The following is a 25,854-nucleotide window of genomic DNA, read 5'->3' as shown; positions in this document are numbered from 1 at the left end:
AAGGGGTTGTTTTGCAGCAGCCCCTTTAAAATTTGGCAGAGAATTCAAAAGCCGAGTTGTAAATTCCTCTCTGTCAGCGGATTTTATGCAAAAAGCTTTGACAGGATGGAATATAAAAGCTAAGGAAGTTGAATTTCGCAGTTTGCCGAAGGGATGAGGCGCTCATGGCTGTACCGATACAAATAGATATCCGGGTCGTCATCAATCTTTTGCAAGGGGTGAACTCGCCGGAAACTGATTTCAAAGGCAGCAGGATCGGAGAAATCCATTTCTTCGGAGCCTTTCAGGATTAAGGGCTGCGATTCTTTTAATCTCCCGTTTTCAAAGAAAGCACAATCACCATGGAAATGGGAATCCTTGTAGCGAACGTCTATGAAAAAACATTCTTTTTCCGGCAGCTGCGCTTGCCCTTCATAGTGATAGTCTAATGATTCCAGCCATAAATAAACATGATTGCTTTCAATATTCAGTGACCAAGTTGATTTTTCAAAAATAATATTTTGAAAATCGGTATCTTCCTGGAATCGGAATTGTTTGCTGGTGTCAGTGACACCGGCGGTGGCATCAGGCTTTTTACCGATGGACGTGAGAGTCAGGAGATAATCTTTTGTCGGGTCAAGCTCACCTGAAAAAGATTGAACATCGGGATCAAAGTCTTGATAGGATGTTTCACCGGCTACGAGCGGAAGAAAGACAAAACTCAAGGGGAACTCCTTTTCTGTCTCCATCTCTTTAAAACCGCAGCGATAATATTTTAAACCGGTAAGATCCTCAGGTTCGGTATAGCTGATATATAATCTTCCTTTGGCAACTTCTTCGGCAGCAATATCGGTGTGAACTACGAAATTTGTTGGCGGATAAAGAGTTAGCGGAGCATTAGCAACATGGACAGGAATTGATTTTGTAAGCGTACCGCCGCCCAAAAAATCATAGTTACAGGTGATATTAAGCTGAAATTCGGATGGAACATAATCGGCAGGCACCTGTATCAGTAAAAGAATATCATCCTGCTCATTTGCCGGAACTTTAATGTTAGCAGTAACCCCTTCAATTTCTTCGACTTTCAGTTGGGCATTCATTTCTTTTAAAGTGGCATAACTCATTTTCGTGTTATTTTGATTATATATTTGCAGAATATAATTAGCACCAATTCCACGATATAGATTGAGCGCCTCAATTACACCGGCGGCATAATCCCTTACTTTAAGGGCTTGCGGAAGCGGCGGTGCAATGACGGTCACTGCGATTTGAATTTCAGCCGGTACCCAGTGCGGCAGGATTCCGCTCGCAGCACTGACTTTGGCTTTAATACTTTGTCTGCCGATGGTCAGAGGATCATAATCATTTTTTTGCCAAGCTAAATTGACAGTCAGGCGATTGCTCTTATTGGAAGTGAACAAAGCTTCGGCCGGCAAATTTAAATCCTCAAAACCGGTCTTATAAGGAATATTTGACTTATCCGCAATGGAATGAGTCAGCAGCACCTCTTCTTCCGAGGAAGGAAGCGGAGTATAAGAGCTATCGGCAGAGTCAGGCTCATTTATTTTGGATACCGTCGTTACAGTGTCGCCGATTTGAACGCTGACGCCATATCCCAGTTGATATTCCAGCGGCGGATTTTCAAGATGCGATCCGTTTTTGGTAATCAGAGCCTGGTTGATAGTGAGCTGACCGGTGATATTGGCTTGCCCCTTTAAATTGGCCTGGTGAATCAAGGCGGTTTTTGCCCCCTCAATGTTCACTTGATTGGCTTCGATATTTAAAGCAGTAATGGTCGAATGTCCGCTTAATTTTATTTGCATGCCATCACCAAGAATCGTCAGATTCTTAACTTTGGAATCCCCAAGCTCAAGAATGCCGTCTTTTAACTGGGAACGTAAAAAAGTGATGGTCGTACCGTTTGCCAAAACAATGCGAACCTTGTCTTTGGTGCTGACCAGCTCATTGATTTCACAATTGCTGATATGAATGGAGTTTTTTCCGCCGCCGCGAACAAAGAGCTTGCCGTTGATTTTGACATGATCCAAATCAACATCCCCCTCATTGACCCCTTCCATGATATAGAGATTTCCGTTGATTTCCATGTTTTTAAGAGAGATATCCTTGGTTCGGACAATGACATTGCCATGGATGATCCCCGTATATTCGCCTTTTTTGTGGTAAACCTGGGAAATCATTTGATCCAGCAATTGAATCGTTTCGGCTCTGGTTATATAGTGAGAGTTATCCTCGGTTGTGGTTTTTGTTTCTATGGACAGGGCCTTGTCCAGCATTTGCCGGGCTTGACTTTGGAGGATAGGCTTATCCGGCTCCGCCTTGCCGTCCATACCGCTTAATATTTTTGCAGAAGCAAGACTGAGCATATCATGGGTATACCAGTGCTCCGAAGTGATATCACGAAAACGGATACCCGCTTGCGGAGAGTAACCAACAAGGCGATTGAGTAAAACCGCAAATTCAGCACGGGTTATCCGGTCATCGGGCCGAAAGCGGCCATTATAGCCTTGAATGATTCCGCTGGCTTGCCATTTTTGAATTACGGCTTGACAGGGATGCCCTTTCACATCGCTAAAAAGCGGCTGTGCCTGAATGCGGACAGATAAGAAGAACAGAACCGCAGAAAATAGGAGAACGCTTGATAATACTCGCTTTTTCATTTGCAACACCTCCATTGAAAGTTCAGTAAAACAGGAAAAAACTTTAATATTATAAAAAATATAAAACGATTCTCCAAGATATAGTAACATCTGTTTTTTTAATGTGGTATGCTAACAGCATACAATTTCATAATATAATCTGTCTTACTTTTCCGGCATCAGGATTTCTTTTTCTCATGCTGCGGAGGAAAGTGATTTCTTGTTCGGGATACTGATATTGTAATCCTACAGTATAATTCAAATAAAATTTCACTTTTTATTGACTTTTCTGTCAAAAAATGTTAAAATTCATCTAAACATGGATGGGTGAAAGAATGCCCATGCAGAAAATAGAGAGAGAAAAAAAGAAGATCAAATCATAAATCATATCTGATAACAATTAAAGAGGGAGAGGAGTTGTTGCTATGAATAAAAGCATTTTATTAATAGACGAAAACTTGCGGTTTGCTCAAAACTTGCAGCAATATTTTCAGGCGCAGGACGCTTTGACGAATGTTGATGTGGTGACGGGTGCGGCAGGTTGTCAGGCTATGTCCAAACAGCAATTAGCCAATTACAAGATGGTGCTGACCACGCCGGAGAATTATGCGGTATTAAAAGAACAACTGGCGGCGCATGTGGTGGTATTATTGTATGCCGGCGTAATTCCCGCTGAATATCAAGATTTTTATAAAGTAAGTAAATTAGTGGCTTTGGATGAAATTTACCGTGAGGTGATAAGTCTTTATGCCAAAACTCAAAACTTAATTTCCGTTTCCCGCGATCAGAAAAAGACGAAAGTAGTCAGCTTTTTCTCGCCGACCGGCGGGAGCGGCAAGACCAGTATTGCACTTTTGACGGCCAATATTTTGGCGGAAATGGGCAAGCGGGTACTGTTTATTCCGCTGGAGGACTTTAATGACCGGCGGCTGCTCTACGGCGCGGCGGAGGCGACCGGTTCTTTGGAGCAACTCTTTACCGGGGCGGATATGACGGCGGCAATCCGCTATGAACTGAATCAATTAACCGCGAAAAACCCACAGACCAATCTTCACTATTTGATTGGTTTGGAATCACCGGAAGATAAAGCGGCGGTTGAAACCGAGGATTGGCAAAAGTTTTTGGAACTGCTGCAAAAAGAAACGGACTATGAATATGTAGTTTTGGATTTATCGATTGCGGAGGTTTTTTTCCGGCGGCATTGGATTGAGCAAAGCGATTATGTCTTTTGCATCGGTGCCAAAGGCTATATGGAAGGGCTGATGTTTGAAAAAGGGATGAAGTATTTTTGCCGTCGTTACCCGGAGCAGCTTGAACTTTACGGAGTGGTTAATTCCGCCAAGCACAGCGCATCCCAGTCCGGGATTGACCCAAGCAGTTTCAAGGCTTTTTGTGAATTGGGTTATGATCCGCAGATGAAAGCGGTGGCCGGGGAAGAAGTTGTTTTCCCGATGGATTCGGGGATTGCCGGTCGGATGAGGAACTTTATCTATTCGGTTATGGAAAGGTAGGGCGGTAAATGGACGAGCAAGCGGCAAAACAGGCGGAAAGACAGGCAGAAAAAGAATATAGTGAATTACGCGAAAACTTAAAACGTCAGATTGTTGAAACTTTGGCCGGATTAGAGATTGATGTTTCTGCCGAGATTGCTGTTGACAGGGAAAAAGGACTGCCGGAGCACTGGCTGAACAATCCGGAATATATTGAGAAGAAAAAAGACGAAAAATACCGGCGGCAGGTGCAGGACATTGTGTATCGGTATTTGCAGTATCGGGGACTGGATTACAGCTTACAGCAGAAAAAGAATATAATCGAAGAACTGATTAATATCACCAGAGGCCTTGGTATTTTGCAGCCGATTCTGGAAGATAAAACCGTAACCGAAGTCATGGTCAACGGTACCGCCCCGATTTTAGTGGAACGTGCCGGCCGGATTGTGGAACTGGACATACGTTTTGACAACAGCAAAGAGCTGGAAAGAATTATTCGTAAGATTGTTGAAAGTGTCAACCGGGAAATCAACCAGTCCTCACCGATTGTGGATGCCAGACTGGCTGACGGTTCGCGGGTTAATGCGGTATTTCCGCCGGTTGCTTTAAACGGACCGATTTTAACAATTCGGAAATTCCCGGATAAGCCGCTGATGGTAGAAGACTTAATCCGCTGGGGTTCGATTACCGAAGAAGTGGCGGAGATTTTAAAAGTACTGGTGGCGGCGCGCTATAATATTTTCGTATCCGGCGGTACCGGTTCGGGTAAAACTACCTTTTTAAATATGTTGTCCAACTTCATTCCCAAAGATGAAAGAATTATTACGATTGAGGATGCCGCCGAGCTTAGAATTAACGGGATCACCAACCTGGTACGACTGGAAGCCAGAAAAAGCGCCAACAGAGAAGCCGGTCTGGATATTCCGATTCGGGAACTGATTAAAGCCTCTCTGCGGATGCGGCCGGATCGGGTTGTTGTCGGTGAAGTTCGTGGTGAAGAGGCGCTGGATATGCTGCAAGCCATGAATACCGGTCATGATGGTTCGTTGTCAACCGGTCACGCCAACTCTGTCCACGATATGATGAGCCGTTTGGAAACAATGGTTTTGATGGGTGTGGAGTTGCCTTTGGAAGCAATTCGTCAGCAAATTGCATCGGCGCTGGACATTGTGATTCATTTGGGGCGGCTGCGGGATAAAAGCCGTAAAACCTTGGAAATCTGTGAAGTGCTTGGTTATAATGTCCAAACCAAGCAGATTGAGTTAAACCCATTGTTCCGGTTTGAAGAAGAGCCGTCAGAGGATAAAAAGAAAGTCAAGGGGAGACTGCAGCGGACAGGTAATAAACTGCAAAGCCGGCTGAAACTGCAAATGGCAGGCTATGAGCTGGATATATAAGGGAGGGTATTATATGAACATCATAGTTATTATTGTGGTCGGAATTATAATAGTGGCTTTGTTCTTCTTAGGGCTGATTGAGAGCAAGCAAAAGGCGAAAGAAAGAGCGGCGGAAATAGATGTTAACTATAATGAGTATCATATGACTGTCATCGAAAGAATCCGCTACTCGCTGATGGCGGGATTGTTTTTGTTCCTGGTCGGGTATCTTTTTTACCGCAGCATTATTTTGGCTTTAGCGGTCTCGCTCCTGGGTCTGGCCTATCCGACGGTGAAGCGGAAACAACTGATGGAAAAACGGAAAAGCAAGCTGCAGTTAGAGTTCAAAGACGCGCTGGCGGTCATTTATACTTCGATTTCGGCCGGTACCTCTCCGACCAATGCTGTGATTGGTGCCAAGGACGAACTGGAACGCCTTTATTTTGAAGGTGATCATGACATTATCAAAGAGTTTGACCGGATGCGGCAGAAAATTCAATTTAACGAAAAAGTGGAAGATGTTCTCCGCAATTTTTCCGACCGCAGCGGTTTAGAGGATGTTGCCAATTTTACCGATGTTTTTGTAATGAGTATGAACACCGGCGGTAAACAGGCGGAGATCATCAAAAGTACAATCAATACGATTGTGGAAAAAATTGAGATTAAACGGGAAATTGAAGTCATGGTAGCCGAGAAAAAGTTTGAGGCCAAGGTTATGAACGTCATGCCGTTTTTGATTATGGGCGGACTTTCCCTGAGCGCCGGCGATTATATGGATCCCTTATTCACCAATATTATGGGCCGGGTAGTAATTACGGTAGTTTTGATTCTGCTGGGAATCGCTTATCTGGTTTCGCAGAAAATTATGAGAATCGAGGTGTAGGGTATGCTGATGAACTTGATTACGATTGCGATTTCGTTGCCTTGTTTGCTGTTTGTTCTGATTTTATTATTGGCGGGGAAAAAGCAGTATGGTACCGGTTACGCCGTTTTAAACAAAAAAGAGTTCCCACTTCGGGATATGATGTATATGGGGGCTTACTGGGGCTACAATATTTTAAAGGAAAAGCATTTGGAACTGGCGCCCCGGCAGGTCGAGAAAGCCCGGCAGATTTATGGACAGATGAGCGGTCCGCGGGAAGTGGAAAACAAGGTTCGGCTCTTTTATATTCATAAGCTGACATTGTTGGCGTTGCTGATTGGCGCGGCTTCTCTGATCGGATTGATGGCAGCGGTACAGGGGTTGACGGCGGGGGAAGCACCGGATCCGGTTGTAGTTACGGAAATGGAAAGGCCCAAGTTTTTGGAGGGCGATAAAGAACTTACCTATCAGGTCGTAGCGGAGAACGAAAAACCGGAAGCAGCGGCAAAAGACAAAAAGGCGGAAAACAACCAAACCGATGCCAAAGTCAAGATTGCTATCCCGCGGCAGGAACCGACTCGCGAAGAACTGAAAGAAGCACTGGCGATTGCCAAGCAAAACGCTGAAACCAAGCCGCTGGGAAAAAATAAGGACTGGGGAGCGGTCACGACCTCAATGGACTTTTACGAGTATGATAAACAGGCCGGTTTGCGGCTGGACTGGGATACGGAGGACGGCAGCGTATTTTATATTGACGGTGAAATGCGTTCGTCAGAGCGCCCCAAGGACGGCAAGACGGAAAAAGTGAAAGTGGAGTTTTATTACGGTGACGAAAAATTAGGCGAAATGGAAAAGGAAATCTATATTTTGCCGATGGAGTACACCGACGCCGAATTAAGAGCCAGAGCAATCAGTGAAGCCAGCGGCGATATTAATGCCAAGACCCGTTATGTGGAAAAGGATAAGGTCGTTTTCCCGGGTGAGGACGCTGAAAAGGATGTTAAGATGCAATGGTTTGAAGATACCGGTGATGCGCCTGAAGACAATGGGAGCAAAGCCATTCAGTATTTTGCTTTATTCTTCGGGATTGCGATTGTCGTTTATTTTGCCTACGATCAGGAGTTAACCCGGCAGATAAAAGAACGCAAAGCCGAGATTGAAATGGAATTCCCGATTTTTATTGATAAGTTCGTGCTGCTTTTAAACTGCGGCAGTTCGGTTTACGGCGCTTTGGATCAGGCGATTCAGTCGGCGCTGATCAATGATCCGGAAAAGCAAAGTCATCCTTTGTATCAAGAATTGGTTACTCTGCGTCAGGAGATTCAACAAGGTATCTCGGATGTCGATGCTTTTGAAAACTTCGGTCGCCGGGTTCGGTTATCCAATATTATGAAGTTTTCTTCGCTGATCGGTCAGGCCATCCGCAAGGGTGATAAAGAAATCAGCCGTTCATTAAGCGGCCTGGTCAAAGAAGCCTGGGAGAAGAAAAAGCAGTTAGCCAAAGAAAAAGGGGCGCAGGCATCGACCAAGATGATGTTCCCGCTGGCGATTATGCTGATTGCCATTGTTGTTATGATTATGGCTCCGGCCATATTCCAGATGGCTTTTTAGCAGATGGGCGTAAAGCTCGAAAACTGATATTAACAGCAACTTCATCCGAAGGAGCTTTAATATAATGATATCATTGTCAAAAGATAGGAAATTTGCAAGATATCCGTCTTTTGGCAGGGCATGCGGGAAGGCCTGGGCCGTCCCGTATCAAGGGTGTGATACCCGCGTCATAGAGAGATAAAAATAAAGGAAGGAGGTGGCAAAAATGGAGAGTTTAAAGAGATTTTGGCAGGAAGAAGAAGGTTTGGGTACCATCGAAATCATCATCATCATCGTGGTATTACTGGCCATGGCAATCGCATTCAGAAATACGATTATTAAATTGTTCAATAATTTGATTAAAGGATTAACTGAACAAGGCGAAAAAGCAGCAGACGTTCCGAAGCCGGCAGGAAGCGATTAGAATAAGCGGATTGCAAACAACGAAAATGCGCTCAAAAATCGCCTTTCGTCTTGGCATAACGTTGGTAAAAGCCAAGGCATAAAAACCAAGGCACAAAAGCCCTGACTGTTGTTTATGGATGCGGCAAGCTTGCTTGCCAAAATCCATAAACAACAGTCAGGTAAGGCATAGGAACAATCTACCGCTTTGCGGCAGATTGTTCCTATGCCGGCGCGGAGCGCAGGCCTTGTGCGCGGAGCGTAGGCCTTGTGCGCGGAGCGTAGGTATTGTGCGCAGAGCGTAGGCCTTGTGCGCAGAGCGTAGGCCTTGTGCGCGGAGCGTAGGCATTTGCGCGGAGCGCAGGCATTGTGCGCAGATCCAGGTTTTGTGCGCGGCTGGGCATGGGATTTGATTTTGCCCGGCAGAAGCAGGCGCAGGCTTTTATGTCAGCTGGAGTGAGTGGTTTACCCAGCCGCAATAAGTGCATAGCGCCATAAGTTTCGTCAAATAAAAGCGGCAGAGAGAAAGACAAGCTGCTTATGATATAGAGGAGGCCGAAAGTGAAAAAACGCGGGAGTATTACAATTGAAGCGGCAATCGTGATGCCGATTGTCCTGGCGGTCAGCATGGTGATGATTTATTTCCTGCTGATTCATTATGAAAAAACAACCTTGTCGGCGTTTTGTCATAATTACGCCGAAGCGGTCGCCAAGTATTCCAATGCCAAGTATATCAAAAAGGCAAAAGAAGCCAATCAGACCGATAAATATTTTTATCAGGACAAGCAGTCTTGGCAAACGGATTTAGCTGAGAAAAAGTTTAAATACCCGATGTATTGGCGCTTTTATGCCGATTATATGCCGGGCGAAGAAAATGCGACCCAAAAATTAGAAAACAGAATGATATTTAAGCATGGCTCCAAGCTGAGCGTAAACAAAGAAACGGAGTTTTTATCATCCTATATTATTGTGACCGGGCGGAAACGGGTGCGGGAGATCGTTCCCATTTTAAGGGTGCTGGGGATTAATCAGGACGGTGTGTTGATTACGGCCAGAGCCAAAGTGGCGGTGTCCGATCAGCCTGAGATGATCCGCAACATTGGTTTGATTAAAGATGCCGTCCGGCTGGTCGGCGGCGGCAAAATTATTGACGGCGTCAAAAATACTTTAAAAGAGTCGCTGAAGGAACTGCTGAATTAATCGGAGAGAATTCGCTTAAATAAAAGGGTTGAGGAAATCCTTCGAATCAGTCGAAGGAAAAACTCTTTGCAACACAAATCCCAAAATTATTTACAGATTTTATAGATAGAGATAAAAAAAGAGATGAGGTGCAGCCATGGGAAGAAAGAGGAAGGGAGCGTTTACTCTCTACTTTGGAGTAATCTTCATGTCCGTTTTATTGATCGGACTGTCGGTTCTGGATTTTGCCAGAATGAATGTGTATAAGGTACAGGCGCAGCGGGCGATGGAAATCACCGCCAATTCCCTGATTACCAAGTATGATAAATCGTTTCAGGACAATTACGGCCTGTTTATGGCGCCGAGCGAAAAGCTGCAGGAAAGAGCCAATTTTCTGCTCAAGGAAAACTTTCAGGCGGGCAGCCTGGGCAGCGCCGATAAGAAGATTTCGGCCGTTGATATGAACGCGTCCGAAATCAAGGAGCAAATCCTCGAATATATGAAGTTCCGCGGGCCGCTGATTGCGGTCAGCAAGATTTATTCCATGTTCAGCTCGTTCAAAAGCATCACCTCCAGCGGCGATAAGTTCACCGATCGGGTTGATACGGAGCTGAGCGGCTCGGATTTTTTGGACGCGCTCAACGAATACCGCTATTATGTGCATGGTTGGACGTTTTTGGATGACGCGCCGGATTATAAGTATATTGCCCAAAATCCCAAAGACGCCAACGGCTATTTTGTTCGGTCGCTGATTGACTTCGCGGCCGAAAATCCTTATGCCCCCAATATTAACATGAAGGATCGGAATCTTTTTCATGACGCGTTAGCCGATCTTGATCTTGACAATTATGCCGCCCATTTTCAAAAAAACTGGCTTAAAGCAGACAAAATACATGTTTGGAACGCCGGGCTGGATGAGATGACCGAGATATTTGACATGCCCGCCTTAGTGTGTGCCCATGACTGGGAGCTGGCGGGGTTTTATGAAGTCTTGGAAGACAAAAAGAAGGCCGGGGAAGAAGGCCTGGACGACAAGCTGGATATTTTGAAAGAACTTGGTATTCACGAGGCTTATCCGGTACTGGCGAACATGCTGTCGCTGTCGAGGTTTGATTATGAAGAATATGGCGGTACCGATGAGATACTGTCTTTAATGAAGTTACTCAAATATTATGCAGAGTATTATGAGGCGCAGACCGAGGAAGAAAAAGCGCAGCCGACGACGCCGATTGATACGGAGTTGATGACGACCCTTAATTATCTTAACGTTGGGCTGAATAAAGACGCCCGCTGGCTGGAGACCTGCTATCGCCTGACCGAAAGAAATTACAAGATTTTGCAGGGGCTGAAGGCCTCCAATATAAAAGCCAGAGATGAGCTGGTGAATGTGGCTAAATACTTGAATGATTACGAGGCGCAGGTGCGGAAGGAAAAGGACAATTTGGCCGGCTCCCAGGAAAAGGATGCCAATTATGTCGCCAGGACCGAGCCGATGCTGGAAGATAAGCTGGAAATGATTGCCCTGATGCGGGAGAAGCTGCAAAAGGTACAAGCCGAAGCTAAGTTTGATTACAACATCGAAGTGCTGGACGATATGATCGCGCTTCTGTGTGTGCCGGCCTGTCCGGAGTACGGCGGGATTGATTATTATGAGCTGACGGCCGGGGATCTTGAGCAGGTGACGCTCCAGAATATGCCCAATTACCTCGGTAAGAAGAAGTCGATGAGCCCGCTGCTTGTCCAGAGAGATGATCTGATTAAGAAAATTCGTGGGAAGCGGCCGGAGACTTGGTTCCCGCCGGAGGTTTTTGATGAGGATGTTCAAAAAGATTTTCAGGATGCGCGTCAAAAATATTTGGCAAACTGCCAAAGCATGCATATTGATTTTACTAAAGAGCAGCTCTTTACTCGGGTCGGCGAGTCGGTTGAAAACGCGAAAAAAGGCTCCGAGAAGGCTTCCGGTTCGTTTGGTAAAATCTTAGGTATTGCCAAACAGTTTTTTTCAGACCTGTTTTCCTTCGGCAGCGACAAAGAGTTGAGCAAAAAGGAGTTTAAGGCGCTGCCCTCGCAGGCGCGTTTTTCCAAGGCAGACGACACGGAGGCTCCTGATGAGGAAGCGCTTGATTCCAATACCGGCAGCTCGAAGGGCAACAAGAAGGCGGCCAAGTCGTCCAAAAGCTGGCTGAGCGCCATTAAAAACATAGTTGAGAGCTTTAAGCGGCTGACCGATGATCCGCTGGGCACGATTTATGTCAATGAGTATATCATGACCGCTTTCCGTTCGAGCGTGACCGGCAAGGGGGAATACAGTTCTCAGATTAATCTCCGCTTTCAGGATAAAAATGAGAATCCCAAGGCCGAGGATTTGAAGTTAGAGTCGGAAATCGAATATATTATTGCCGGCGAAAGAACGGATAAGGACAACAATAAGGACATTGCCCTGAAGATTATGGGGCTTCGGGTGCTGCCAAACCTGCTGTATGTTTTTACCGATCCGGAGACGACCGGTTTGGCCAGTGCGCTGGCAACGGCGATCACCGCTATTTTCCCGCCGATTTATCCGCTGGTTTATGTTGTTATTTGTGTCCTGTGGGCCATTGCCGAATCGGTGGTTGACGTCTTTATTCTGCGGCTGGGGCAAAAAGTAGCGTTCTTAAAGTGCAGCGGCGAATTTATGCTGGCTCCGTCCGGGGTTGCCACACTGCTCAAGACCGTTGCCGAGGCCGCCATCAGTTCGGCGGCGAATGCGGCCCAAAAAGCGGTTCAAAATGGCGCGAACGCAGTTGATGACTATATCACCGAAAAAGTGAAGGGATTGGAAGAACACGCGAAAGAGTACATTGACAAACAAGTGAATAAAATGACGGACGCGATCGGCGATAAGCTCAAGGTCAAGGAAGTTGAGGAATTTGTAACCAGTAAGTATCATGCGGTTGAGTCGGCGGTCAGCGATTTGGAAAAGTCACTCGATAATTATGTTGAAGCAGTAGTCGGCAAATATCTGGTGTATGTTGAAAAAGCCCGGGCGCAAGCCGAAAAGCTGGGCAACTCAAAATGGGTTCAGAAGGTTGATAAGGGTTTCATTAGTAAGCTGATGAACACCGAGGTGGCGCTGGGGATTAAGACCGCGGCGGAAGGCAATTTAGGCTCAAAGCTGATGGATATTGTGAACGAAAAACTGGCGAATGCATTGAATGAGCAGGATATGCCAAGCGCGGCGCAGATTCTCAAAGCGATCAAGCAGGACGGCGGTATCAAATCGCTGCTGGATGAGAAAAAGGCGGAGCTTCGGAAAAAGATGGAAGAGAAATTGGATGAACTCGTCTTTGACCCGATTAATCAGGAAATCAACGAACAAAAGGAAAAGGTCAAGGAAGATGTGACCGGCTACCTCAACACCAAGATAGAGCAGGGCGCGGAAGGGGTACAGAAGTATTACAATGATAATGTTCAAAGCGTTTTGTCGGAGGCGATCGGAAGCGGAGACGGAAAAGTTTCTACCACCGAAAAGGCTTCTTCCGGTTTTAAGCTGGGCTATGAGGATTATCTGCGGATGTACCTGATTTTCATCGAGGAAGATGACAAAATGTTCCGAATTCTGGATCTGGTTCAGCTCCGGGAAGGCAAGCAGCTGAGTGAATATATGGCCGGCGTCAGGATTGAAATCGGGTTTAATGTGCCGTATTTGTTCCTGCCCAGGCTGATTCAAATCGCCAAAAAGCAATCGTCGGCCATCACGGTCAAGGAATCCGATTATGAAAGAGTGGATTTCCGACTGCGCACGGTTGCCGGTTATTAGGCGGAAAGGAGCGGATATGAAAAAGAAATATCGAGGCGCTTTGACGCTGGAGGCGGCGGTTGTGCTGCCGGTGTATATTTTCGCGGTTTTGACCCTATCCTATATGATTCAGTCCTATTATGTTCAGGACTTGATTGACGCGGCGGCGGCCGCCGCCATTCAGGACGTTGGCAATAAGTTCTTTTATCTGGATCAGATGGGCGTGATTGAAATCGGCGACGTCATTGCCGAGCGCACCAAAAAGAGCAGTGAAAAGCTGGAGGCGACGATTGAAAAAAGTAAGCAGGTGGCGGAGGACGCGGCGGCGGTCAAGGATGATATTTTATCTTTTTCCCTGGGCGACGCCGGCAAAGCTTTGGTCAGCGCCTGGAAAAATGGCAAGGTCATACCGATTATCAAAAGCCTGCTGCCCTTTAAGAAAGAGCTGACGGGACAGTTTAAAGGCACCTTGGGCAAGCTGAAAGACAGCAAGCAGAACATTACCGAAATTTTCGGCAATGTCAAAGACCTGGCCAGCGACCCGAAGGGTCTGGGGCTGAGTCTGGTCAGCAAAGGAATTTCCAAGGGGCTGCAGTATTTTATCAGCAGCTATATGCTCAAAGAGATTCGCCACCGGATGGGACCGAACGCCGACCGTTACCGAATTCGCCGAATGACCGTGGATATGGGCGACAACGGCATCCTCTATACCGATAAGAGTACGGGCTTAGACCGGCTGTTGACTGTTAATGTTAAATATAAAATAGCAATTCCGCTGTTTATCGCGCCGGAAATTGAGATGGAAAGAACTGTTCGCAAGACGGCGCGAGCCTGGATTGGAGATTAGACGTATGAATGGAGTGGTAATTGCGGTAATAGTGGTCTTGCTCCTGCTTTTGGCAGCCGGTGTAGATAAATGGCTGTATCCGGAAGAAAAGCCGCATATAGCATGGCGGCTGATTCCGGTCGCCATTTATCTGGCAGCCGCACTGTATTTGTATTTTCGGTTTGGCTTTAATGCCTTTTGGCTCCGTAATTTATGGATGCTGACGCTGTTTTTGGCCAGCGTGACCGAAGATATCCGTAAAAAAGAAGTGCCGCTGGAGCTTTATCCGGTATTTTTGGTGCCGGTTATCATCCTGCATCTGGCGCAGGGTGATTGGATTAATCCCTTGGTGGCTGTTGTTTTATTTGGTATTTTTTACCTGCTGGCCAAGTACAGTAAACAGGCAATCGGCTATGGGGATGCGGTTGCGATTCCGCTGCTTTGTCTTTTGGGCGGATATCAAACTGCCGGAGTCATAGTCCTGATGGCGCTGGTACTGGTCGGCACCGTCGGATTGGTTTTGCTGGTCAGCCGCAAAGCTACCCGCAAAACGGAAGTACCGTTTATTCCCTTTTTAGCAGCGGCATACTTGATATATTTATGTTTTTAGCACGAGGAGGAGTATTATGGCGTTTTATGTAAAAGTGGACGGCAGCAAGAGGCTGTACTATCCTTTAGAGGATATCAGCCAACTGGATAATGAACAATTAACGGCAGCTCGGCAGCTGCAAATTCCGGGCTTGGCGCAAATGGAAAAGACCATGATTGACGGCACAGCCGAACTGGTTTATACGGTTGGCGGGATGCAGCCGCTTGGTCAATATATCAGTAATTTTCGGGGCAGTGCGACGGAGAAAGACGAGCTGCTTCGAGTGCTGCAAAGGCTGTTAAAATTGATTCAGGATGTTGAAAAATATCCTTTGCTGGCACCGGCTAATTTAGTGCTGGATCCGGAGTATATCTGGGTTGATCCCAAGGGCGAGATTTACGGTGTTTATCTGCCGTTGATGCAGGATTATCAGAGTTTGGCGCTGGCCTGGAAAAAACTGATTCAGGAACTCTTGACTCAGGCGGGAAGCGATGCCTGTCTGCTGTTTTTGACCAAGCAGATGCGTTTAGCCGAACAGCAGTCGGTCTTTTCTGCTGCGGATTTGCAGAGACAGATTCAGGCAGAGGCGCAGGGCATGGGCGGACAAAATAGTAATTGGGGCGGAGCCCAGCCGCAACGGGCGGCTGATCCGTATCCGGCTCAGCCGGTCACGCCGGCTGTCAGCGAGCCGCAGCCGGCAGCAATGCCGCAGAACCAGATGAACTCGCCGCAGAATATGTCAGCCCCGGCTGATTATCCGCCGCGATCCAATATTCAAATGATGCAGGGGCCGAACCAATCCGGTTATTCTCCGGCACCGACGCCGGCCGCACCGGTTCCGCCGATGCCGAAGCAACCTCAAAATCCCGGGTTTGCACCGGCTCCGCCGATGCCGAATCAGCCTAAAAATTCCGGCTTTGCGCCCGTTCCGCCGATGGCAAATCAGAGTAAATATCCGGGAGCCGCGCCGAAAGGGGCTCCGGCACCAAAAGCGGGCGGCAAATGGAATGTGCCGGTATTGATTATCGGGCATGTCGTAATCGTGGTTGTAGTTGTCTTGATGCTTGTAGCCGGAGTTTTGAAAAATGACCAGGGTAATTTGGATATTTTAAACGTTATTTTATTGGCGGCAATTGTGATTGGCGGTTTGCTCCTGATCTGGCTGAAACTGGGAGTGGCCAAGCAGCCGGCCGGCGGGCAGCCGGATAAAAATTCTGGGCCGGTCGCACCAAAACCCGGGAAAACTCCCAAAAGCGGAGGCAAAGTGCCGGGCATGGTTACTCCGAAACCGGGCGCACCGGGAATGTCGGGCGGAGGTGCCCCGGGGATGGGCGGCAGACCGATGAATTCACCGGTACCGCCGATGAATCAAGCGCCGACACCGGTGAATCCGCCGATGCCGCCGATGGGGCAAGTGCCGATGCCAATGAACCAGCCGGTACAACCGGTTCAACCGATGCAGCAGTCGGCACCGCCGATGACACCGCCGGTTTATGAAGAAATAGGAATGCCGGAAGCAGAGGGGACGATGATTATGGGTGGTGCCAATCAATCGGCTCAGGGTGGCGGAACTGTGTTGTTTCAACAGGAAAGCGGAGCTTTTTTAAGTATCAAGAACGGCGGCGACAAGCGGAAAATTATGAACAGTCCTTATCGCCTCGGACGGAACGCGGACTGGAAAATATCCGATCCCGGCGTTTCCGGCATGCATTGCCAGGTGGAAATGCAAAACGGCGGTTATTATTTAGTCGATATCGGATCAAAGAACGGTACCTTGTTAAACAGCAAGCGTTTAGATGTCAATCAGTATTATCCGCTTAATCACGGTGACGAAATCCGAATCGGCAATACCGTACTGGTATTTGAAATCTTTTAATTCTGATGTGAAATACTGTTCGGCTCTGCCCCATTACGCAGAGCCGAACGGAAAACCGTGGCGGCAGGCTTGCGGGAAGCATTCCCCTATTGACGGCAGACACGCAGCACTTGAACAAAGAAAAGCTGAGCACACATAGAGGGTAGAGTATGGGCGTACATTTTTGGTTTTTCGGAGACAGCGATATTGGCGCGAAACGAAAAAATAATCAGGATTCGATTTTATTTCTTTCCGGTCAGGAGTCAAATCGGCAGCTTGGCTTGGCGGTAGTGGCCGACGGGATGGGCGGCTTATCGGATGGAGAAAAAGCCAGTCAAATGGTGACAGCGGGCTTTGAATACTGGTGGTATCAGGAAATGCCGAATTACCTATCAAGCCCCACGGCTTGGCGGGATATGTCCGAGAGCATTGACCGCTGGATTTGGCAGATTAATGAACAGATTTGCGACTATAGTGAGCAAAGAGGGGCAGCGGTCGGTACAACCATGACATTGGCTTTTTTAATGGATCGGCGGGTGCTGATTAAAAATATCGGTGATTCGCGCGGATATTTTGCCCGGGAATACGGTTTGATTCAGTTTACCAGGGACGACAGCTATCAGCAGCAGTTCCGGGACCAGGGATATTCGGATCAAGCCTTGCGTGAGAGCGGGATTGCCCAGAATATTTTGACTAAATGTCTGGGCGGAGCCAGGAATGTGACGGCTGACAGTCAGGTGTTTTGGCTGAATTATGATATCCTGCTGTGCAGTGACGGTGTGTATCAATATATCGCGCCGGAGCAGTTGCTTGATTTTTTGCGGCCGATGGATTTGGATACGGAAAATTATTATCGGCAGAGAATAAAGGAAGAAATTTACCGAAACGGAGCCGGAGATAACTTGAGTTATATTTATATTAAAAAAATAGGATAGGAACAGGCATGAAAATATTGCAGCAAAAAAATAAAATTCGGATTGGAATTGCGCTGATTTTAAGCGTGATTACGCTGGCGGCTGTGTATGGCTTCGGCTGGGCGCTGAGTGCCGAGCAAAATGTACTTCTGGCTTTATCGGGTCTGCCGGAAAACCAAAAATGGATGATCAGCGGTGACTTTTCCTTGATTTTGAAACAGTTGGACAGTCCGATTATTTTTAATTTCTCCGGAGATTTGGATTACGGCGGCGGCAAATTAGACAGCCGCTGGCAATTGGAGAATGAGACCTTCGGTCGGGTCAATCTGCTGAACCTGGCACATGATCAAACCGGCTGGCTGGTTGAATTGCCGGCGTTGCTGGAAGGGCAGTTATGGCATTTGAGTGACGGGCAGAACAAGCTGACCCAGGAAAAGGTGATTGAGTGGCTTAAGGAATTGCAGTTTCAAAAGGCGGGCTATCAGTCCTTAGAGCGGGAATACGGCGGCAGTATTTCCTGTCTGCATTTGGTCAGCAGTGTCAATATATTGCCTGCCCATTTTATTGAATGGCTGTCGAAGGTGTCGGATCAGGATTTATCGCCGGAACGCCGGCAGGAACTTCAGGCTTTGATTCAGGACAATCTGATGCTGGTGGCGGAATGCTATTTAACTCCGGATCTGAAACTGATGGAGCTGGAGGTGACCGTCAGCCTGAAAGATCAGACTTCGGGCGAATTGAGGCTGAAAGCAAGGCCGCAAAGGGGCGAGGAGCCGGAGTTGGCATATTATCAGAATAAAGAAAAGGTTGAGGTTGATGCGGATATGCTCGAATCTTTACTAAATGAAATCGAAAGCTGGAATCAGGGAGCGGAAGAATGAGTGTACAGATTGCGGAATTGATTCTTTTGCTGGCGGTATGTCTTTATACCGACCTGCGTGAGCAAAAAATCAAAAACAAGTTCAGTGTTCCTTTGGCGCTGCTGGGATTTCTCACTAATTTGGTGTTGCCCGGGGCCGGTTGGGCGAATAGTTTGTGGGGGATGGTTTTGCCCTTTGCCGTCTTTTTTCCGTTTTTTTATCTGCGTATGTTTCGGGCCGGCGATATTAAGGCCATGATGGCGATTGGAGCAATCATGGGCTATCGTTTTATCGGCAACGCGATATTCTTTATCTTTGCTGTTGGTCTGTTGGTATCGATTTTTAAAATGATTCTTTATCGGAATGCCAAAGAGCGGCTGGGAAACTTAGGGCGGTATTTTTTGTTATTCTTTCAAACTCTGCGGCTGGCGCCGTATGAGGCTTCCGGCGCTTACGATAAATCCGCGCATTTTCCGTTTTCGATTGCGATTGCGGCCGGCTGTCTGATCAATCTGGCAGCGGAATATATGGGTTTTTATATTTTTTTCCGTTAAAAAAGCAGTAGTATTTTTCACATATTAATGGGCGGCCGGCTTAAGGAGGTAATGCCGGTCAGCGATGAAAAGAATATCTGTGGTCAGATTTTCGGTCGGGCGGAAAAGCTGAGTGGCAATCGGGCAGGCTGCTCGCATTTGCCGGAATGACTTAGTGTAAACGTTAAGCAAATGGATATTCAGGAATGATATGCCAATATCCGTTTGCCTTAAATAAACATCATGGGTGAAACAAAGGGAGGAAACACAATGAAAGCAGGAAGAAAGTATGATATCGGTGGAAAACTCACGGCGCTGGTGTTAAGCCTGATCATGATTTTAAGCCTGTGGTCGGTGCCGGTGAAAGCGGCAACCAGGATATTCAGTCAAACCATTGCTGCCACCGGCAACTATGACGGTAATACCATATATGCCATTCAGGAGGACGGCAGTTTGTGGAGCTGGGGAAGAAATGCCGAAGGCCAGGTAGGGAATGACTCGACGGATGCCAGGGTACTGACGCCGCAGAAAGTTCTGGAAGACGTAGTCAGCGTGGCCGCCGACGAGAGCAATGCTTATGCAATCAGGGATGATGGCAGTTTGTGGCGCTGGGGTCAAAATTTTGCGCGGCATCCGGAGCGGGTGCCGAATTTACAAGATGTAAAAAGTGTGGTTGTCAATGGTGAAAGCGTTTATGCGCTGTTGGAAAACGGTGATTTATGGGCTTGGGGAGCGAACGCTTTTGGTCAGTTGGGGAACGGAACGACGAGTGGTAGCGGAGATCCGGTTCAGGTCTTAAATGTAAGTAATGTTGAGCAGTTATTTTTTAAAGATGGCAGTGTTTTTGTCATTGACAGCAACGGTGATGTATGGGGCTGGGGAAATAATGACCGTCGTCTGGTGGCTCCGGGCAGCACGGATCCGGTTCGCCCGACACCGGCACGGATCCCGACGGTTACGGATGTTACGGAGATTGCCATTGGGTATAGTGTGGTGTATGCCCTGACAGGAAGCCGTCGGTTTTGGGCTTGGAGTTATGGACAGAATCCGATGCTTGATCCGATGACGGATGTAAAAAGTATTATGGTCGGTGATCAGGGCGGGTTTTATATTATTAAAGACGATGACAGCTTATGGGATATGAATAGCGTAGCTCCGGCTCAATTATTGACAGGAGTTCGGCAAATGCTTCATCAAAATGGCAGTTACTATGCCATCAAGAACGACGGCAGCGTTCGAGCTTGGGGAGAAAACTTTTATGGCCAGTTGGGAATTGGTTCAACGAGTAATGAGTACTCACCGCAGACGATCAATGGGATTGATAATGTTCAGCGGATTATGGCTGTCGATAATAATGTATTTGCCATTTTAGCGGATAACAGCGTTTGGAGTTGGGGCAGAAACAACGAAGGTCAGGTGGGAAGTGGCTCGGCCGGTCAGCAGAATAGCCCGCAAAAGGCATTGGACGGCGTCAGGGATATCATCGCTGATAGAACAAATGCATATGCACTGGGAACGGACGGCAGTTTATGGGGCTGGGGCCAGAATGTATTCGGGCAGTTAGGCAATAATTCTACTAACGATAGCTATGCTCCTGTTCAGATTATAGCAAATAATATGGCTCAACCGGGCAATTCCATTGTTTCACAGGCATTGACACCGTATTCGCCGGATTCTTCGGGAAATGACTCGAACAACCAGCCGGATTTACCGGTCAATGTGGATAAACTGTCGGATGCCTTGGAAGCGGCTGTACGGCGGGAGTTGGGGAAGTTTTCCGGTGAGCTGACGGATAGCGACTGGCTGAGCCTGACGAAACTTGACTTGAGCGGACAGCATCTTATTTCCTTGGGCGGCCTGGAAAAGGCCAAAAACTTAGAGCAGCTTGATCTCAGCTTTGCACAGGTGGATGATATTTTGGTTTTGAGCCTGATGTCGGGGCAGCGGACAGTTACCTTAAAAAATAGTAATGTAGCTGAAAATCAGATTAAGCAGGTGCAGAGAAAGCAGCCGCAGACCAAGTTCCGTATCTTGACGGTATCGATTAGCGATTCTAAGGTAAAACTGTGGAATACCAATCAAATCGGAGATGAACTGGTTGCTTCGGCGGAGGAGATAATTGCCGAGGCCGGCAGACAGCATTTAGGTACGATGACCGGTCCGTTTATCATCAATAAGCCGCTGGCTAAGAGTGGTGCGCAAAAGGCAGAAGCGATTAAGGAACAATTAAATGCCAAAGCGGCTCTGGAAAGAAGGGAATTGCCCCGAAATCTGGAAACAATCGTGAGAGTGACATTGACTATGCCCAAGGATCAGACTTCGGCTGTTATTCGGCTGGCGGAGAACGTTAAGGAAGTAACGGAGATGGATCGCCTGATTATTGAGGTGCAGCCCGATATTTCCATCGAACTGAGCGCAGAGGATTTGCAGGATGCGATGACCGGCGATATGGAGATTGAAATCACGGAAGTAAAAGCCGGTGCGAAGATTTCCTTGCCGGCTGATCAGGTGTATGCTTTTGGCGGCGATACGAAGAAGAGCAAGACCTATCAAATTAAAATGAAGAAGAATAAGAAAAGTTCCAAAGTAGGCGTAGGCTTAAAAACCGATGCCGATCCGTACAATGCTCTTTGCCGCAAAGATGCCGAGGGCAAGGAAGAAGTGATCGGCGGCAAGTATGACAGCCGGACGAAAAAGTTAAGTGCTAAAATCAGCGATGACGGTGAGTACTATGTTCGGAAAAATGAAAAGAACTTTGCCGATATCGAGGGTTTGCCCGCTAAGGAAAAAGAGATCATTAAGATCCTAGCCTCCAAAGGAATCCTGCAGGGCAGCAGCAACGGTCAGTTTATGCCGAATGAAACCGTTAAAAGAAGTGAGATCCTGACCATCTTAGTCAGAATGTCATATAGCTATGACGGAGGCTCATCCAGTAAGTTTTTCGATGTAGCCAAGAACGCATGGTATTATCCTTATGTTTCTTCCGGGGTTAAGCTGGGAGTGGTCAATGGTTATCCGGATAATTCCTTTAAACCCGGCAATTCGGTGGGGGCGGCTGAACTGGCTAAAATGAACAGTATGATGCTGGTTTATAAAAAAGGCTATCATTTCCCCAAGGAATTACAGAAGTATCTGGCAAAGCTGGCGCAGAACAGCAATGTACCGACATGGGCCAAGACTTATATTGCTATGGCCGAGCGCGAGGGCTTCCTGCTCAAAGCCGCCAATGGCTTTTATGACGGCGGGCAGGCCATGACCCGTAAGCAAGCCGCAGAAATGCTGTACCGGCTGTATGAGAAACTGTAAATTATCTGCTCAAAAGCTTTTGTCTTTCCGGGCGGATATGTCTGCTCAAAAAGCGGGCTAAGAACTTAGGCGGAACCGAACAAAAAATAAAACGAGCAGCAGAGGATGGTGTAAAATCGTTATCTATGCTGCTCGTTTTTTAGACCGCTTTCCCGGATTTGGCAATGAAGGTTTATTGTCGAAAGAATTAGACGAAAGTCCGGACGAAAATTTAACCGAAAAAGAAAAACAGACTTTTACAGGTGTGCCTTTTATGGTATAATCGGGGTGTAAGGATATATAGAAATAGGAGAGTTATTACACACAAAACAGAAAAACGAGGCATCGCCTCAGGGGAAGGGAGAGAAAAATGTATAGGGAATATTTAATTATCGGTATCAGCTTTGTGGGCGTGGCGCTTATTTTAGCGCTGATCGGGCTGTTTTCCGGCCGAAAAAAGGATAAGCCGGCCGAAACTGCCAAGCTGCCGGACAGGCCGAAACCAAGTCTGGATGAGACACAAACGGTTTACACAGGGCCGGAGCAGCCGGCGGAGCCGCTGGCCGAAACGGTAGCGATGGATCCGGAGCGGACGCAGACAGTCGTTCAGAGCGGAGAGCCGTCTGCGTTGGGCGGCAGCAAGACCGCTTCCGGAAGGAAAACTTATCAGGCGCTGCAGGCCGGCGCGGTGGTCAACCAGCGCTACCGGGTGGAAAAGGTGTTGGGCGAAGGAGCACAGGGCAGCGTTTATGTCTGTACCAATCTTGAGCTTGGCAATATGTGGGCAATGAAGCACTTTCAGGGAGGCCTGAATGAAAAAGACATTTTGGTCAAGCTGAATCATATTTCCCTGCCCAAAATTGCCGATGTTTTTACCGACGGCGACGACCGTTATATTGTTGAAAGCTTTGTCGAGGGCTCACCGCTCCATAAGTTTGCCGAGGCACATAAGCAGGACTTAAACGAAGATTTGGCCATCAGCTTTATGATTCAGCTGACGGAGGCTTTGAATTATATTCACCGGCAATCAATTATTCACATGGATATTAAGCCGCAGAATATCATTATTACCGAAGACTTCAAAGCGATTTTAATTGACTTCGGAATTGCTTCTTTAAAAGACGGCGAAAAAGCCAAGACCTATGAAATCAGAGGGTATACGCCCAGCTTTGCTTCACCCGAGCAAAAGGCTTTTCGCAACGATATTGACGAACGAACCGATATTTTCAGCTTAGGCGCAACGATTGCTTATATTTTTAAAGAAAGTACAATCAGTAAGGATTTTGCTGCCATTTTGAATCAATGTATGGCGGAAAACAAAGAAATGCGTTTCAGCGATGTCAAGGTGCTGAATCAGCGTTTGATCCAGCTGCAAAAGCAAAAGATTGAAGCCTTGCAGCGCCGGGCGCGTAACCGTCTGATGCGGCGGCTGTCTATTCCGCTGGTGCTGGTCGGCATTGCCAGCCTTGGCTGGTACGGCTATATGCAGTATCGGGAAAGCAATTCGGAATTGATTTTACCGCAAATGGATTATATTTTATCCGAGCAAAAGGAAATGCCAATTTCGGTTTTGCAGCGCTATGCCGATGGGCAGGAAAGAATTCTGCCGGATAAATGGCTGCACTGGCAGTCACAGGATCCGAATATAGCGGTTTTGGAAAATGGTGTGATTTTAGCGAAAAATGCCGGCCAAACCATTTTGGAAGGAAGTTATTATAATAAAAAGCTTACGATTCCGATTACGGTCGAAGCCGGAGTTTTGGGCGTTGATATCTCGCTGAAATACAGTAAGACGGCCAAAACGGATGTCTACGCCGGAACCGGTGAGAGAGACAGTGTTGACGGGAAATTAGCAGAGGCAGCCTTTTTTGAACCGCGCAGTCTGGCTGATTGGCAGAGTGTCCGCTATGTTGCCGACGGTGATTTGCGGGAGATTAAAAAAGGTCAGGTTACGACCTATGATTTGGGTGTGCTGACGCCGGATGTGCTCAAAGCCGGGCAGGACGGCTTATATCTGTCGGTTAAACCGTGGCAGGACGGCGATGAGATTTGTCTGGGTATCTTTCGGTTAGATCCGAAAGCACAGGAGTTGGCGGAAGTCTTTACCGTATCGACAGCTTTTCAGGAGATTAGTGATTTTCTGCCGGCAGATAAGGGGATTTATTTCCTGCTGACCGATTATATTGAAGGCAAAACGGATCTTGGTTTCTATGATTATCAAACCGAAGAAGTCAGCGTTTTGCTGGCCGGTCAGGATGAAATGACAGCCATTGCCCAAACCGAGGATGGAACCATTTATTTGGCACAGCCCAAGAACAATATGATTTACCGGTACAATGAACAGGTAGCCGAGAAGCTGGAATATTTTGCCGGGGCTAAGTTTGAAAAGGACTTTGTGGATGGGCCGATGCCGAAGTTTTACCAGCCGCTGGCATTGGCTACCGATGGCAAAAACCTGTATGTCTGGGACTATCATATGCTGCGCAAAATCACGATAGCGGACGGAACGATTACCGATACCGTCAGTCTGTCGGGACAAGCCGACCAGGAGGATGAGGAGAAACTCACTGGCGCGGCTTACGAAGTCAGTTATTCGTATTCGGAGAAAACCGGAATTAACTATGTTGACGGCCAGGTTTATATTTGCCAGCCGGATTCTTCCTATATCCGAGTAGTGGAAGAATAAGGGAAGTTCGGCAGGCGGCGCTGAGCCGGAAGACTTGGCTTTGGCGGTACTGAAAAAAAGGGGCGGCAGGGCAAATCAGGAAAGAGGATTCCTCGTCCGGATTTGCTTTTGCTTAGCCTTTTCTTTTTTTGAAAATATGTCGGCTCGAAATTATATAATGTCCAAGGGCAACTTAGCCAGATATTTACAGGAAGTTTGACCGTTTATCTGCCGGAGAAGCGGGATGATTTGGTGCCGGCGAAAGGAATCATGGAATTCCTGCGCCGGTCTTACAAGGAAAACAGAAAAGAGGAGAATATGTCCGAGTATTGTTTAACCCCGGCAGCATCTTGGCCGGAGGAGCAGAGGAAGGGGAAAATCCGGTTAGCGGAGCCGGGTGATTTGCCGGCGATCATGAATATTTATGCGCAGGCCAGAGCCTCTATGGCCGCAGCCGGCAATCCTACGCAGTGGGGCGGGTTTTATCCGCCGGAAACGCTCTTAAAGGAAGATATCGGGCGAAAGCAGCTGTATGTGCTGGTAAACGAAAACGGGCTTTATGGCGTGTTTGCTTTTATTTTAGGGGAAGATCCGACCTATCGCCGAATTGACGGAAGCTGGCGGGATTCTTCGGCTTACGGGACGATTCACCGGCTGGCGGGCAAGACAGGCAGTTCCGGTGTTTTTGCCGACTGCCTGGCGTTTTGCCGGGAAAAGTGCAGGCATTTGCGGGCGGATACGCACCGGGACAATCTGCTCATGCAGCATTTACTGGAAAAGCATGGCTTTACGTACTGCGGCATTATTTATGTAGCGGACGGCACGCCAAGGCTGGCTTATGAAAGCAGCGGAGATTAAAAATGAATTACAAAAGCATGAGAAAATCCGATAATTCTGGACATAGGTCAGTATTTAGGTGTATAATCTAAGAGAGTTAAAAACTTGACGAGCTATTTCGCCAAATGTTTTATGCAGGAAGGTTGGCAAAAAACTTACAGTTCAGGCAAGCCATTT

General features: G+C 47.4%; 17 protein-coding genes. 16 read left to right on the top strand and 1 reads right to left on the bottom strand.

Going from position 1 to position 25,854, the window contains the following annotated elements; all coding sequences use genetic code 11:
* Positions 1 to 119: 119 nt before the first annotated feature.
* The gene (locus C3V36_14035) at positions 120 to 2,747 is read right to left on the bottom strand and encodes a hypothetical protein (protein ID AVM70269.1); all 2,628 of its coding nucleotides are present in this window, start codon (positions 2,745 to 2,747) and stop codon (positions 120 to 122) included.
* 314 nt (positions 2,748 to 3,061) lie between these two features.
* Here C3V36_14035 and C3V36_14030 point away from each other — a divergent pair, with 314 nt between their 5' ends.
* From C3V36_14030 to C3V36_13955, 16 genes are all read left to right on the top strand, one after another.
* The gene (locus tag C3V36_14030) at positions 3,062 to 4,147 is read left to right on the top strand and encodes a hypothetical protein (GenBank protein AVM70268.1); all 1,086 of its coding nucleotides are present in this window, start codon (positions 3,062 to 3,064) and stop codon (positions 4,145 to 4,147) included.
* A gap of 8 nt (positions 4,148 to 4,155) precedes the next feature.
* Positions 4,156 to 5,523 carry a pilus assembly protein gene (locus C3V36_14025; protein AVM70267.1) on the top strand — a complete coding sequence of 456 codons (1,368 nt, stop codon included), beginning with the start codon at positions 4,156 to 4,158 and terminating at the stop codon, positions 5,521 to 5,523.
* The gene (locus tag C3V36_14020) at positions 5,507 to 6,385 is read left to right on the top strand and encodes a pilus assembly protein TadB (protein AVM70266.1); all 879 of its coding nucleotides are present in this window, start codon (positions 5,507 to 5,509) and stop codon (positions 6,383 to 6,385) included. The genes C3V36_14025 and C3V36_14020 overlap by 17 nt, the downstream gene beginning before the upstream one ends.
* Before the next feature lie 3 nt (positions 6,386 to 6,388).
* Positions 6,389 to 7,975 carry a hypothetical protein gene (locus C3V36_14015; protein AVM70265.1) on the top strand — a complete coding sequence of 529 codons (1,587 nt, stop codon included), beginning with the start codon at positions 6,389 to 6,391 and terminating at the stop codon, positions 7,973 to 7,975.
* A 205-nt stretch (positions 7,976 to 8,180) separates the two neighbouring features.
* The gene (locus C3V36_14010) at positions 8,181 to 8,378 is read left to right on the top strand and encodes a hypothetical protein (GenBank protein ID AVM70264.1); all 198 of its coding nucleotides are present in this window, start codon (positions 8,181 to 8,183) and stop codon (positions 8,376 to 8,378) included.
* 539 nt (positions 8,379 to 8,917) lie between these two features.
* Positions 8,918 to 9,556, top strand: a complete 639-nt coding sequence (locus C3V36_14005; protein AVM70263.1) for a hypothetical protein — start codon at positions 8,918 to 8,920, stop codon at positions 9,554 to 9,556.
* A gap of 187 nt (positions 9,557 to 9,743) precedes the next feature.
* Positions 9,744 to 13,334 (top strand): hypothetical protein, encoded by a 3,591-nt coding sequence (locus tag C3V36_14000; GenBank protein AVM70262.1) that lies wholly within the window; start codon positions 9,744 to 9,746, stop codon positions 13,332 to 13,334.
* Complete coding sequence (locus tag C3V36_13995) at positions 13,291 to 14,160, top strand: hypothetical protein (GenBank protein ID AVM70261.1); 870 nt, start codon at positions 13,291 to 13,293, stop codon at positions 14,158 to 14,160. The genes C3V36_14000 and C3V36_13995 overlap by 44 nt, the downstream gene beginning before the upstream one ends.
* 4 nt (positions 14,161 to 14,164) lie before the next feature.
* Positions 14,165 to 14,749 (top strand): hypothetical protein, encoded by a 585-nt coding sequence (locus tag C3V36_13990; GenBank protein AVM70260.1) that lies wholly within the window; start codon positions 14,165 to 14,167, stop codon positions 14,747 to 14,749.
* 16 nt (positions 14,750 to 14,765) lie between these two features.
* Positions 14,766 to 16,604: a hypothetical protein gene (locus tag C3V36_13985; GenBank protein ID AVM70259.1), complete on the top strand. Its 1,839-nt coding sequence runs from the start codon at positions 14,766 to 14,768 to the stop codon at positions 16,602 to 16,604.
* A 149-nt stretch (positions 16,605 to 16,753) separates the two neighbouring features.
* Complete coding sequence (locus C3V36_13980) at positions 16,754 to 17,518, top strand: hypothetical protein (GenBank protein ID AVM70258.1); 765 nt, start codon at positions 16,754 to 16,756, stop codon at positions 17,516 to 17,518.
* Between the two features lie 8 nt (positions 17,519 to 17,526).
* Positions 17,527 to 18,378, top strand: coding sequence for a hypothetical protein (locus C3V36_13975; GenBank protein AVM70257.1), 852 nt, complete (start codon positions 17,527 to 17,529; stop codon positions 18,376 to 18,378).
* Complete coding sequence (locus tag C3V36_13970; GenBank protein ID AVM70256.1) at positions 18,375 to 18,911, top strand: hypothetical protein; 537 nt, start codon at positions 18,375 to 18,377, stop codon at positions 18,909 to 18,911. The genes C3V36_13975 and C3V36_13970 overlap by 4 nt, the downstream gene beginning before the upstream one ends.
* A gap of 222 nt (positions 18,912 to 19,133) precedes the next feature.
* Entirely contained in the window at positions 19,134 to 22,196 is a 3,063-nt protein-coding gene (locus C3V36_13965; GenBank protein ID AVM70255.1) for a hypothetical protein, read from the top strand.
* A gap of 349 nt (positions 22,197 to 22,545) precedes the next feature.
* The gene (locus C3V36_13960; GenBank protein ID AVM70254.1) at positions 22,546 to 24,861 is read left to right on the top strand and encodes a hypothetical protein; all 2,316 of its coding nucleotides are present in this window, start codon (positions 22,546 to 22,548) and stop codon (positions 24,859 to 24,861) included.
* Positions 24,862 to 25,158: 297 nt separating this feature from the next.
* On the top strand, positions 25,159 to 25,698 hold the full coding sequence (locus C3V36_13955; GenBank protein ID AVM70572.1) for an N-acetyltransferase: 540 nt from the start codon (positions 25,159 to 25,161) through the stop codon (positions 25,696 to 25,698).
* Positions 25,699 to 25,854: the final 156 nt, after the last annotated feature.

Source organism: Lachnospiraceae bacterium oral taxon 500 (assembly GCA_002999035.1).
GTDB lineage: Bacteria > Bacillota > Clostridia > Lachnospirales > Vallitaleaceae > W11650.
The sequence above is the reverse complement of the archived record's forward strand: the minus strand, read 5'-3'. Positions and strand labels throughout refer to the sequence as shown.